The following is an 11,726-nucleotide window of genomic DNA, read 5'->3' on the forward strand; positions in this document are numbered from 1 at the left end:
CACCGTCCCCAGCACGGGAGTTGGCCTATACCTGGGCCATGAGAGTCCTGCGACGCACGCTCGGCGCCCTCCTCGTCCTCGGCACGCTCGTCTCCTGCGCCTCCGCCCGCGGCGCCGACGTCCGACTTGGCAACGCCCGCTCCGGCGGGCCCGGACCCGCCGCCGCCCCCACCCCCTACGAGCGGCTCCTGCCCGCCCCGGCCTCCGCGCAGGCCGCAGGAGCCGGCTACCCCGTCGCGGCGGGCACGGTCGTCCGCACCGCCCCGGCCGGCGACGCCGAGGTCCGGCGGGTCGGCGAGCTCCTCGCCGAGCAGCTGCGCGGCCCCACCGGGCTGCCGCTCCCCGTGGTCCACGGCTCGGCCGGCGACGGGATCCGGCTGCGGATCGACCCGCGGGCCCGGGGGGTCGGGGAGGAGGGCTACCGGCTGGACTCCGGCCCGGGCGGGGTCACCCTGACCGCCCGCACCCCGGCCGGCCTGTTCCACGCCGGGCAGACCCTGCGCCAGCTGCTGCCCGTGTCCGGGCCGGGCACCGTCCCGGGCGGCCGGATCACCGACGCGCCCCGGTTCGCGTACCGGGGGGCGATGCTGGACGTCGCCCGCCACTTCTTCACGGTGGAGCAGGTCAAGCGGTACGTCGACCAGCTCGCCCAGTACAAGGTCAACGTCCTCCACCTGCACCTGACCGACGACCAGGGCTGGCGGATCGCCATCGACTCCTGGCCCCGGCTCGCCGAGTACGGCGGCGGCAGCGAGGTCGGCGGCGGCCCCGGCGGCCACTGGACGAAGGACCAGTACCGGGACCTGGTGGCGTACGCGGCCGAGCGGTACGTGGACGTGGTCCCCGAGATCGACATGCCGGGCCACGTCAACGCCGCCCTCGCCTCCTACCCGGAGCTGAACTGCGACGGCAAGGCACCCGAGCGCTACACCGGGACCAAGGTCGGCTTCAGCTCGCTGTGCGTGGCCGAGGAGCGGACGTACGAGTTCGTCGAGGACGTGCTCGGGGAGCTGGCCGCCCTCACCCCCGGCCGCTACCTGCACATCGGCGGCGACGAGGCCCACCGGACCCCGGCCGCGGACTACGCGGCGTTCATGGACCGGGCGCAGCAGGCCGCCGCGCGGCACGGCAAGACGGTGGTGGCCTGGCACCAGCTCGCCTCGGCCAGGCCGGCCCCGGGTGCGGTCCTGCAGTACTGGGGCCACGACCGGACGGCGGCGGCGGAGAAGGCGGCGGTGGCCGCGGCGGCGAAGGCCGGCCACCCGCTGGTCCTGTCGCCGGCGGACCGGCTGTACCTGGACATGAAGTACGACCCGGCGACGAAGCAGGGCCTGGCCTGGGCCGGCTACGTGCCGGTGCGCCGCTCCTACGACTGGGACCCGGGAGCGTACCTGCCCGACGTCCCGGAATCGGCCGTCCTCGGCGTGGAGGCGCCGCTGTGGACGGAGACCATCGCGACCCGCGCCGACCTGGAGTACATGGCCTTCCCCCGGGTGCTGAGCCTGGCGGAACTGGGCTGGAGTCCGGCCGCCGCGCGCGACTGGGGCGCGTACAGCGGGCGCCTCGCCGCCCACGGGGCCCGCCTGGACGCGCAGGGGATCACCTTCCACCGCGCCCCGGACGTGCCCTGGCTGTAGGCGCGGTCCTCGGGCGTCTGCCGCGGACCGGTCCTACGGGCTACGCCTCCGGGGCGGCAGCTCCGCTGAAACGCCGGTACTCCGAGTCGCCGGGCGGGAGGAGGCCGGCGCGGACCAGCGCGGCACCCAACTCCCCTTCGCGCTCCGCGTCCTCGCACTCCAGGCCGCACTGGATGATCTGGGCGACCATCTCGGTGGTACCCGCCAGGAAGACCGATCCGCTGTCCGACTGGTAGAACCACGCCTCGTAGACGGGCGACCCGTCGGCGGCCACCACGTCCCAGAGTTCACAGGAGTACAGCACCGCCTCGTCGTCGGGCGCGTCCTGGTCCAGGCGCCGTTCGGCCGGGAGGTCCTCGTCGTCGTAGGCGGCCCCGCACAGCACGAGCTGTTCGAGTTGCACGGGAGCGAGCTGAGCGGGCGAGGTGATGTCCCGCCTGTTGGTGAATTCGACCATGCGTGCGGACGCTAGCAGGCTGGAGGCGGGCGGTGCTTGCGAGGGACCGTATCGTCAAGCACCGCCCGCCCCGTGCCTACCGGCGCGCGAAGGGCGCGACGGGGTTCTTGAGGTGGCCGATCAGCTGGAGGGCCGCCGACGGGTCGGCGAGGTCGACCATCTGCTTGTTGTTGCGCAGCTGGAGCCGGTTGAGGCAGGACAGCTGGAACTCCGGCGCGAACAGGTCGTAGCGCTCGAAGCGCTCCGCGAGCTGCGGCATCGAGTCCTGGTAGGCGTGCGCGCAGTCCGCGACCGCCCGCCAGAACACGTCCTCGTCGCAGACCCCCTCCGTGGCGAGGATGGGGCCCAGGAAGCGGAAGAAGCAGTCGAAGACGTCGGTGAAGACCGACAGCAGCTTCATGTCCTCCGGGATGTCCGCCCGGATCCGCTCCACCGCCGGCGGCAGGACCGCGTCCGGGTCCATGACCACGATCTCCTCGGCGATGTCCTTGAAGACCGCCCGCTTCACCACGCCGTTCTCGATGACGAGGATGGTGTTCTCGCCGTGCGGCATGTACGCCAGGTCGTACTGGTAGAAGCAGTGCAGCAGCGGGACCAGGTAGGCCCGCAGGTAGTGGCGCAGCCACTCCTCCGGCGTCAGCCCCGACTCGGCGATCAGTGCGCCGACGAAGGACCGGCCCTCGGAGTCCACGTGGAGCAGCGAGGCCATCGTCGCGAGGCGCTCGCCCTCCTTCAGGGAGGCGACGGGCGACTCGCGCCAGAGCGCGGCCAGCATCTTGCGGTACGGCGAGTAGCGGTCGGTGGCGCGCTCGTACTGCCGGTGGTGGTAGCCGATGGCGGCCCGCTCGCGGATGATCGAGAAGTCCACCGACCGCAGCACCTCGTCGGACTCGATCAGGCGGTGCAGCCAGTCGTTGATCGCCGGGGTGGCCTCCATGTAGGCCGCGGACAGGCCGCGCATGAAGCCCATGTTGAGGACCGAGATCGCCGTTTTGACGTAGTGCTTCTCGGGGGCGCTGGTGTTGAAGAAGGTCCGGATGGACTGCTGCGCCAGGTAGCTGTCCGCGCCCTCGCCCAGCAGCACCAGACGGCGGTTCGCGATCTCCGCCGCGAAGGTCACCGTGGTCTTGTTCCACCACTGCCAGGGGTGGACGGGCAGCAGGTGGTAGTCCGCCAGGTCCAGGCCCTGGGCGGCCATCCGCTCGGCGAAGACCGTGAGGGTCTCCTCGCCCAGCTCGTCCCGCATGAACGCGTCGTGTTCCAGGCCGGCGCCCGCCGTGAAGGTGGAGACGTCCCTGTGGGCGGCCACCCACACCAGGTGGACGGGGGTCGCGGCCTCCGGGGCGTAGGCGCGGTACTCGTGGACGCCGAAGCCGAGGCGGCCGTTGTTGGCCACGAAGCAGGGGTGGCCCTCGGTCATGCCCGTCTCGATGTCCTGGAACGAGGACTTCGCCAGGACCGCGGACGGCACCTGCTCCTTGGTGTACTTGAAGCCCGATCCGGCCAGCGTGGAGGAGATCTCCTCCAGGTAGACCGGCAGGACCTCGGCGCTCAGGCCCAGCGCCTCGCGCATCTCGATGTGGAAGTCGAGGGCGTCCAGCGGGAGCTCGGCGCCGCCCTGGACGCGGGTGACCGAGGACTCGTCCACGGCCCAGTGGTCGAGGGCGTGGCGGGTGGCCGTGAAGCGGTACTCCACGGTGCCGTCGTCGCTGCGGACGGCGTACGACCCCTCGCCGAGCGGCTCCGGGACCAGCAGGCGCTCGTGGGCGAACTCGGCCAGGGCCTTGCGGACCAGTGCGCGGTTCGCCCGCTCCCACAGCTCGGGGGAGAGGTGGGATATCGCGTCGGCGAGGCTCATATCGCCGCTCCCGTCAGGCCGGTGGCCGTCTCGAACTGTTCGCGGGTGCAGAAGCTCAGCAGGGCTTCCTTCTCCGGCTTCTGCACGGGGCCGTCCACGACGAAGCCGACGGCCTCGTTCAGGGCGTGCACGGCCTTGTTGCCCACGTCCGGCTCGACCACGACGCGGCGGGTCCCCGGGTCGGCGAACAGGGCGGCCATCACGGTGGTGATCACGGCGCGGGTGAAGCCGTGCAGCGGCGTGTCGGTGGGCGCGACGAGGAAGTGCATGCCGACGTCGCCGGGCTGGGCGTCGTACAGGCCGACGAGCTCCAGCCGGCTCGGGTCGTAGCGCTCCATCAGGAAGGCGGGGCGGCCCTCGTGGAGGCCGATGTACGCGTCGTGGTGCTCGGCGGCCGCGATCTTCATGTACTCGCGTTCGACGTCGGGCAGCGAGGCGTCCTGCATCATCCAGAACGCGGCCTTGGGGTGGGTCACCCAGCCGTGGAGCAGCTCCGCGTCGGAGAACGGGTCCAACGGCCGGACGGCGAAGGTGCCGAGGGCGGCGTCGGTACGGGAGTACAGGGGCTCGGTGGTGCTCATGCGTGCGTGCCTTCCGGGGCCGCGAACTGCTGGAACGCGATGGACTTCTCGACCTTGTAGTACTCGCGACCCAGCATCTCCTTGACGAGGTAGGCGTTGCGGTACGCGGCCATGCCCAGGTCGGGCGCGGTGATCGAGTGGTTGTGGACGGTGCCGTTCTGGAGGTAGACCTCGCGGCCGGTCACGTCGATGCTGTAGTTGCGGGCCGCGTCGGGGCGGCCGTGGCCGTCGAAGTTGAGGCGGTCGCGGACCGGTGCGAGGAACTCCGGCAGCACGAACTTGTAGCCCGTCGCGAGGACCAGGCCCTCGGTGGCGAGGGAGAAGTCGCGCTCCTGCTCCTCCTGGCGCAGGCCCAGGGCGTAGGTGCCGGTGGTGGTGTCGTACGCCGCCGAGTTCAGCGAGGTGTTGGTCAGCAGGGTGGTGGGCACCGGGCCCGGCATGCCGACCTTCTTCTGGTAGAGCAGGTCGAAGATGGCGTTGATGAGCTCGCCGTCGATGCCCTTGAAGAGGTTCTTCTGCTGCGTCTCCAGGCGGTAGCGGGTCTCCTCGGGGAGGGCGTGGAAGTAGTCCACGTACTCCGGGGAGGTCATCTCCAGCGTCAGCTTGGTGTACTCCAGCGGGAAGAACCGCGGGGAGCGGGTGACCCAGTTGAGCTGGTAGCCGTGGAGGTCGATCTCCGCCAGCAGGTCGTAGTAGATCTCCGCGGCGCTCTGGCCCGAGCCGACCAGGGTGATGGACTTCTTCTTCTGGAGCTCCGCCTTGTGCTGCATGTAGGTGGAGTTGTGGATGAAGTCGCCGCCCAGCTGCCCGCAGGCGGCCGGGACGTACGGCGGGGTGCCGGTGCCCACGACCAGGCGGCGGGTCAGGTGGGTCTCGCCGCGGTCGGTGCTGACCGCGTACAGGCCGGCCTGCTCGTCGTACGTGACCTCGGTGACGGACGTGGAGTACTGCACGTTGTCGAGCCGGTCGGCGGCCCAGCGGCAGTAGTCGTTGTACTCGGTCCGCAGCGGGTAGAAGTTCTCCCGGATGTAGAAGGAGTACAGCCGGTCCTTGTCCTTCAGGTAGTTCAGGAAGGAGAAGGGCGAGGTGGGGTCGGCCAGGGTGACCAGGTCCGACATGAACGGCGTCTGCAGGTGCGCGCCGTCCAGGAACATCCCGGCGTGCCACTCGAAGTGCGGCTTCGTCTCGATGAAGAGGCCGTCGAGCTCGTCGATCGGGGCGGTCAGGCAGGCGAGTCCCAGGTTGAAGGGACCGAGGCCGATACCGATGAAATCGAGCGGCTGGCGGGGGTCACGGGGCTCACGAGACGACTGCAAGGGATTCTCCCAGGTACTGCTCGGCGTGGGACGCGAGAAGGTCGAGCACGGCCTCGATGTCGGCCGTGGTGGTCTGCGGGTTGAGGAGGGTGAACTTCAGGTACTGCTTGCCGTCGACCTTGGTGCCGGCGACGACGGCCTCACCGGAGGCGAACAGGGCCTTGCGGGCGTGCAGGTTGGCCTCGTCGACGAGGTCGGGGCGCACGTCGCCCTCGGGGACGTAGCGGAAGACCAGGGTGGAGATCTGCGGGCGGACGACGACCTCGTAGCGGCAGTCGGCGTCGATGATGTCCCAGCCGGCCGCGGCCAGGTCGATGACCTCGTCGAAGAGCTGCCCGATGCCGTCGGCGCCCATCGTGCGCAGGGTCATCCAGAGCTTGAGCGCGTCGAAGCGGCGGGTGGTCTGGATGGACTTGTCGACCTGGTTCGGGATCCGCTCCTCGGCCATGCGGCGCGGGTTGAGGTAGTCCGCGTGGTACGTGGCGTGCTGGAGGGTGTCGCGGTCGCGGACCAGTACCGCGCTGGAGCTGACGGGCTGGAAGAACGACTTGTGGTAGTCGACCGTGACCGAGTCGGCGCGCTCGATGCCGTCGAGGAGGTGCCGGCGGGTGGGGGAGACCAGCAGTCCGCAGCCGTAGGCGGCGTCCACGTGCATCCACGCGGAGTGCTCGGCGGTCAGGCGGGCGATCTCGGGGAGCGGGTCGATGGACCCGAAGTCGGTGGTGCCGGCGGTGGCCACGACGGCCATCGGGTACAGGCCCTCGCGGACGCACTCCTCCAGCTCCAGGGCGAGGACGGAGGTGTCCATGCGGCGGTTGCGGTCGACCGGGACGGCGATGACGGCCTCGTACCCGAGGCCGAGCATGGCGGCCGACTTCTTGACGCTGAAGTGGCTGGCCTCGGAGGTGAAGATGCGCAGCCGGGGCAGGACCTCGGACTTGGCGAGGGGGCGGTCGCTGCCCTGCATGACCTTCCGGCAGGCCTCGTCGCGGGCCAGCAGCAGCGCGTGGAAGTTGGACTGGCTGCCGCCGGAGGTGAAGACGCCGTCCGCGGCCGGGCCGAGGCCGATGCGCCGGGCGGTCCAGTCGATCAGGCGGCGCTCGATGAGGGTGCCGCCGATGGACTGGTCCCAGGTGTCCAGGGAGGAGTTGACGGCCGAGAGGATCGCCTCGCCGAGGACGGCGGGGATGACGACCGGGCAGTTGAGGTGGCCCAGGTAGCGCGGGTGGTGGAAGTAGACCGCGTCGCGCAGGTAGACCTCCTCCAGCTCGTCGAGGACGGCGGCCGGGTCCTCCAGCGGGCGGTCGAGGTCGATCCCGTTCACGACCGGGGCGAGTTCGTCGACCGATATCCCGGTGTGGGGGCCCTGGACGGTCGCGAGTTTGGCCGCGACGCGCTCGACGCCCTCGGTGACGGAGCGGCGGTAGTGCTCCGAGGTCGTCTCGTTCAGGAGATGCGAGCGCATCAACTTTCCTCCGGGCAGGGGGAGAAGGGTGGGGAAGATGTTGCTTAGGTTAGCCTAACCTAAATTGCAGGCCAAACAGAGGTGGGCCCTGGCCGAAAGCCAGGGCCCGTCGAAGCGCTGGGGGAGCTGCCCCGGAGCCGGCTACAGCGCGGCGCCGGGGTCCTCGCTGGGCGCCTGGCCCGCGTAGGCCTCGGCGAGGAGCTCCTCCTCGCACGCGCCCAGGCGCCAGTAGCCGGTGAAACGCACCGCGCGCCGGTCGATGGAACGTTCCTGCACCAGGTGGCGGCGCACGGCGCGGATCGTGCCGGCCTCGCCCGCCAGCCAGGCGTACGGGGCTTCACAGGCGGGCAGTTCGGCCGCGCGCACCGTGTCGACGACGCGCTCGGTGCGGCCCGGGCCGCCCTCCCGCACGATCCAGGTGACGTCCGCGCCGGCCGGGGCGTCCAGGTCGAGCCGGTCGTCGGTGTGCGGGACCTCGAAGAAGGCCGTGACGTGCAGGCCGGGGTCGATCCCCTCCAGGATGGCCGCGGCCGCCGGCAGGGCGGTCTCGTCCGCGTACATCACCAGCGCGTCCGTGCCGGCGGGCGGCTGGAAGCGCACGGACTTGTTCTCCGCGACGGCCGGCCCGATCGCCAGGATCCGGCGGCCGGTCACCGCCCGCCCGGCCCAGGCGGAGGCCGGGGAGGAGTCCCCGTGCAGCACGAAGTCGATGTCGACCTCGACCGCCCCCTCGGCCGTCGTGCGCTGCTCGCGCACGGTGTAGGAGCGCATCACCGGGCGCTCCTCGTCCGGCATCCCGCGCCAGCCCGCGAACCAGCTGTCCTCGTCCGTGGACGGGAGTTCGGTGTGCTCCCGGTGGGCGGGCGGCAGGAAGAGCGACAGGCTCTGGTCCCGGCCGCCCGAGCGGAAGCCCGCGAGGGCCTCGCCGCCGAAGGTGACCCGCAGGAACGAGTGGCCGAGGCGGCGGGTGCGGACCACTTCCAGCGTGAAGAAGCGGAAGTGGGCCACGGCCGCGGTGGCGTCAGCGGTCTCGGGCGCGGTGGCGGTCATACGGAATCCCCCTGGGAAGTCGGGCGGGCGCCGGGTCCGCGGCGGGCGCCGCGGGCCCGGCGCCGGTGGCCGGTGGTGCCGTCAGGCCGGTGGTCAGCTGACCTTCTTGGCGCTCTGGATGGCCTTGGCCAGGTCCTCCAGGATCTTGGTGCACTTCTCGTAGGAGTAGATCGGCTCGGTCACGCGCGGGGCGACCTGGCCGGCCTTGACGGCGGGCAGCTCGTTCCAGGTCGGCTTGGCCTTCAGGTCCTCCGGCTGCGCGGTGCCGGTGCGGTTGTCGAGCAGGACCAGGTCGGCCTTGTACTTGCCGGCGTTCTCCCAGCTGAGGCTCTCGAAGAAGCCGCCCTGGTCGAGCTTGTCCTTCTCCGGTACGACGAACTCGACGCCCAGGGTCTCGAAGTACTTCAGGTCGGCCGAGGTCTTCGGGGTGGAGACGTAGAACAGCTCGGCGGTGCCGGAGCCGACGAGCACCTTGATGCCCGGGTTGGCCTTCGTGGCCTCGCGGACCTTGCCGGCGGCGGCCTCGAAGGCGGCCTTGGCGTCGGCGGTCTTCTTGGTGTTCAGGTCGGCGCCCAGGGCCTTGGCCAGGTCGGCCGTGCGCTGCAGGGCCTTGTCCATGGAGGCCTCGCCGCCCACGCCGACCGCGGCGGCCGGGGCCAGCTTCAGGATCTTGTCCTTGGAGGCCTCGGGGACGTACCAGTAGGTGCCGTCCCAGGTGTTGGTGACGAGCAGTTCGGGCTGGAGGGAGGCGTACTTCTCGACGTTGAACTCGTCGTAGACGTTGCCGAGGATCTCGACCTTGGAGATGTCCATCGAACCGGCCGTCACGTCCGGCTTGCCGTCGGCGGTCTTGGTCGGGCCGAACACGCCCTTGACCTGGACGCCGTAGTCGTAGAGCGCGGCGGCGGTGCCGGTGTAGGCCACGACGTTCTTCGGCCGGGCCTTGAGGCTGATGTCCTTGCCGAGGTCGTCCTTGAACGTCCAGGCGCCCGAGGCCGCGGAGCCCTTGTCCTTGTCGCCCTCGCTCTTCGCCGAGTCGGAGCCACCGCACGCGGTCAGTGCGGCGACGAGGCCGAGGGCACCGCCGGCGGCGATGAGGCCGCGACGGGAGAGAGGAGAGGTACGGGACTTGGGCATTGTGATGTCCGCTTTCAGTACGTGCCGGGCGGCCACTGGGCCGTTCGGTGGGAAGGTTAGCCTAACCTTGGCTGAAAACGGTAAGGGGGCCCTAAGTTTTCTCGGGGCCCCCTTCTGCTATGTCCGGGTTCAGGCGGAGAAGCCCAGCTCCCGGGCGATGAGCATGCGCTGCACCTCGCTGGTGCCCTCGCCGATCTCCAGGATCTTCGAGTCGCGCCACATCCGGGCCACCGGGTACTCGTTCATGAACCCGTAGCCGCCGTGGATCTGCGTGGCCTCACGCGCGTTGTCGACCGCGACGGTCGAGGAGTACAGCTTCGCGATCGCCGCCTCCTTCTTGAACGGCTCGCCCGCCACGAGGCGGGAAGCGGCGTCGCGCCAGCCGATTCGAGCCATGTGCGCGCGCATCTCCATGTCCGCCAGCTTGAACTGGACGGCCTGGTTGTCGCCGATGGGCCGGCCGAACGCCTGCCGCTCCTTCGCGTACTTGACCGACTCGTCCACACAGCCCTGCGCCAGGCCCGTCGCCAGCGCCGCGATGGCGATCCGGCCCTCGTCGAGGATCCGCAGGAACTGGGCGTACCCGCGGCCCTCCTGGCCCACCAGGTTCGCCAGCGGCACCCGGACGCCGTCGAAGGACAGCTCACGGGTGTCGGAGGCGTTCCAGCCGACCTTCGAGTACGGGGCCGCCACCGTGAAGCCCGGGGTGCCGGACGGGACGATGATGGAGGAGATCTCCGGGCGGCCGTCCGCCTTGCGCCCGGTCACCGCGGTGACCGTGACCAGGCCGGTGATGTCCGTACCCGAGTTGGTGATGAAGCACTTCGAGCCGTTGATGACCCATTCGTCGCCGTCGCGGACGGCGGTGGTGCGGGTGCCGCCGGCGTCACTGCCCGCACCCGGCTCGGTCAGGCCGAAGGCGCCGAGCATCTCACCCGCGCACAGCTTCGGCAGCCACTGCTCCTTCTGCTCCTGCGTACCGAAGAGGTAGATCGGCATGGCGCCCAGCGAGACGCCCGCCTCCAGGGTGATCGCGACCGAGGAGTCGACGCGGGCCAGCTCCTCCAGGGCGATGCCGAGGGCGAGGTAGTCGCCGCCCATGCCGCCGTACTCCTCGGGGAAGGGCAGCCCGAACAGGCCCATGCTGCCCATCTCGCGGACGATCTCGTAGGGGAACTCGTGCCGCTCGTAGAAGTCGCCGATCTTGGGTGCGACGACGTCGTGCGCGAACGCCTCGACGGTGCGGCGGAGTTCCTCGTGCTCGGGGGAGAGCCGGTGGTCGAGGGACATGTCTTCGTTACTCCTTGTGGGAGAGGGCGCGGACGGTTCGGGAGGGGCTCGGACGCCCCAACTGCTCGGCCATCCACGCGCTCGTGGCGGTGAGGGCGGCCAGGTCGACCCCGGTCTCGATGCCGAGGCCGTCGAGCATCCACACCAGGTCCTCGGTGGCGAGGTTCCCGGTGGCGCTCTTCGCGTACGGACAGCCGCCGAGGCCGCCGGCGGAGGCGTCGACCGTGGTCACGCCGTGCTGGAGCGCGGCGAGGGTGTTGGAGAGTGCCTGGCCGTAGGTGTCGTGGAAGTGCACGCCGATCCGGTCGGTCGGCACGCCCTCCTCGTTGAGCTCGGACAGGAGCGCCTGCACGTGCCCGGGAGTGGCGACGCCGATGGTGTCGCCGAGGCTCAGCTCGTCGCAGCCGAGGTCGAGCAGGGCCTTGGCGACCCGGACCACCTGGTGGACGGGGACCGCCCCCTCCCACGGGTCGCCGAAGCACATGGACAGGTAGCCGCGCACATGCGCCTTCCCCTGCTTGGCCCGTGCCACGACGGGCTCGAACATGGCCAGGGACTCGGCGACCGTCCGGTTGAGGTTGCGGGAGGCGAAGGTCTCCGTCGCCGAGCCGAACACGGCGATCCGGTCCGCGCCGAGGGCCAGCGCCCGGTCGAGCCCGCGCTCGTTGGGCACCAGCACCGGCAGCTGCACCCCGGCCCGGGCCAGGTCGTCGAGCTGTGGGAACAGCTCCTCCGCGTCGGCCAGTTGGGGCACCCACCTGGGGTGGACGAAGCTGGTGGCCTCGACCGTCGTCAGCCCGGCCGCGGCCAGCCGGTGGATGAACTCGGCCTTGACCGCGGTCGGCACGGCCGACTTCTCGTTCTGCAGCCCGTCGCGGGCGCCGACCTCGTGGATCCGCACCCGGGCGGGGAGTCCGGCGGCCGGGACGGCCATG

10 protein-coding genes are annotated in these 11,726 nt (G+C 70.9%); 1 reads left to right on the top strand and 9 read right to left on the bottom strand.

Annotated features, from left to right (window positions below):
- Positions 1–38 precede the first annotated feature (38 nt).
- Positions 39–1,637 carry a beta-N-acetylhexosaminidase gene (locus tag ACSHWO_RS21820; RefSeq protein ID WP_438313996.1) on the top strand — a complete coding sequence of 533 codons (1,599 nt, stop codon included), beginning with the start codon at positions 39–41 and terminating at the stop codon, positions 1,635–1,637.
- Between the two features lie 40 nt (positions 1,638–1,677).
- Here ACSHWO_RS21820 and ACSHWO_RS21825 read toward each other — a convergent pair whose 3' ends face one another.
- The 9 genes from ACSHWO_RS21825 to ACSHWO_RS21865 form a co-directional block, all read right to left on the bottom strand.
- Entirely contained in the window at positions 1,678–2,094 is a 417-nt protein-coding gene (locus ACSHWO_RS21825) for a hypothetical protein (RefSeq protein ID WP_438313998.1), read from the bottom strand.
- A gap of 76 nt (positions 2,095–2,170) precedes the next feature.
- Positions 2,171–3,952 (bottom strand): IucA/IucC family protein, encoded by a 1,782-nt coding sequence (locus ACSHWO_RS21830; protein WP_438314001.1) that lies wholly within the window; start codon positions 3,950–3,952, stop codon positions 2,171–2,173.
- Positions 3,949–4,533 (bottom strand): GNAT family N-acetyltransferase, encoded by a 585-nt coding sequence (locus ACSHWO_RS21835; RefSeq protein WP_361084416.1) that lies wholly within the window; start codon positions 4,531–4,533, stop codon positions 3,949–3,951. The genes ACSHWO_RS21830 and ACSHWO_RS21835 overlap by 4 nt, the downstream gene beginning before the upstream one ends.
- Positions 4,530–5,849, bottom strand: coding sequence for a lysine N(6)-hydroxylase/L-ornithine N(5)-oxygenase family protein (locus tag ACSHWO_RS21840; protein WP_438314004.1), 1,320 nt, complete (start codon positions 5,847–5,849; stop codon positions 4,530–4,532). Before ACSHWO_RS21840 ends, ACSHWO_RS21835 begins: the two co-directional genes overlap by 4 nt.
- Positions 5,833–7,314 (bottom strand): pyridoxal phosphate-dependent decarboxylase family protein, encoded by a 1,482-nt coding sequence (locus tag ACSHWO_RS21845; RefSeq protein ID WP_438314007.1) that lies wholly within the window; start codon positions 7,312–7,314, stop codon positions 5,833–5,835. Before ACSHWO_RS21845 ends, ACSHWO_RS21840 begins: the two co-directional genes overlap by 17 nt.
- A 141-nt stretch (positions 7,315–7,455) precedes the next feature.
- Positions 7,456–8,364, bottom strand: a complete 909-nt coding sequence (locus ACSHWO_RS21850) for a siderophore-interacting protein (protein ID WP_438314010.1) — start codon at positions 8,362–8,364, stop codon at positions 7,456–7,458.
- Between the two features lie 93 nt (positions 8,365–8,457).
- On the bottom strand, positions 8,458–9,501 hold the full coding sequence (locus ACSHWO_RS21855) for an ABC transporter substrate-binding protein (RefSeq protein WP_438314012.1): 1,044 nt from the start codon (positions 9,499–9,501) through the stop codon (positions 8,458–8,460).
- Between the two features lie 129 nt (positions 9,502–9,630).
- Entirely contained in the window at positions 9,631–10,791 is a 1,161-nt protein-coding gene (locus ACSHWO_RS21860; protein ID WP_361084400.1) for an acyl-CoA dehydrogenase family protein, read from the bottom strand.
- Between the two features lie 7 nt (positions 10,792–10,798).
- Positions 10,799–11,725, bottom strand: coding sequence for a hydroxymethylglutaryl-CoA lyase (locus ACSHWO_RS21865; RefSeq protein WP_361084901.1), 927 nt, complete (start codon positions 11,723–11,725; stop codon positions 10,799–10,801).
- Between the last annotated feature and the right edge of the window lies 1 nt (position 11,726).

The sequence above is a fragment of the Streptomyces pallidus (ex Mingjun et al. 2026) genome, assembly GCF_051550185.1.
GTDB lineage: Bacteria > Actinomycetota > Actinomycetes > Streptomycetales > Streptomycetaceae > Streptomyces.

What these genes read in the sequence shown, in the direction of transcription:
- ACSHWO_RS21845 (WP_438314007.1), bottom strand. Translation starts at nt 7,314, where the DNA reads ATGCGCTCGCATCTCCTGAACGAGACGACCTCGGAGCACTACCGCCGC.
- ACSHWO_RS21865 (WP_361084901.1), bottom strand. Translation starts at nt 11,725, where the DNA reads ATGGCCGTCCCGGCCGCCGGACTCCCCGCCCGGGTGCGGATCCACGAG.
- ACSHWO_RS21860 (WP_361084400.1), bottom strand. Translation starts at nt 10,791, where the DNA reads ATGTCCCTCGACCACCGGCTCTCCCCCGAGCACGAGGAACTCCGCCGC.
- ACSHWO_RS21835 (WP_361084416.1), bottom strand. Translation starts at nt 4,533, where the DNA reads ATGAGCACCACCGAGCCCCTGTACTCCCGTACCGACGCCGCCCTCGGC.
- ACSHWO_RS21850 (WP_438314010.1), bottom strand. Translation starts at nt 8,364, where the DNA reads ATGACCGCCACCGCGCCCGAGACCGCTGACGCCACCGCGGCCGTGGCC.
- ACSHWO_RS21825 (WP_438313998.1), bottom strand. Translation starts at nt 2,094, where the DNA reads ATGGTCGAATTCACCAACAGGCGGGACATCACCTCGCCCGCTCAGCTC.
- ACSHWO_RS21820 (WP_438313996.1), top strand. Translation starts at nt 39, where the DNA reads ATGAGAGTCCTGCGACGCACGCTCGGCGCCCTCCTCGTCCTCGGCACG.
- ACSHWO_RS21830 (WP_438314001.1), bottom strand. Translation starts at nt 3,952, where the DNA reads ATGAGCCTCGCCGACGCGATATCCCACCTCTCCCCCGAGCTGTGGGAG.
- ACSHWO_RS21855 (WP_438314012.1), bottom strand. Translation starts at nt 9,501, where the DNA reads ATGCCCAAGTCCCGTACCTCTCCTCTCTCCCGTCGCGGCCTCATCGCC.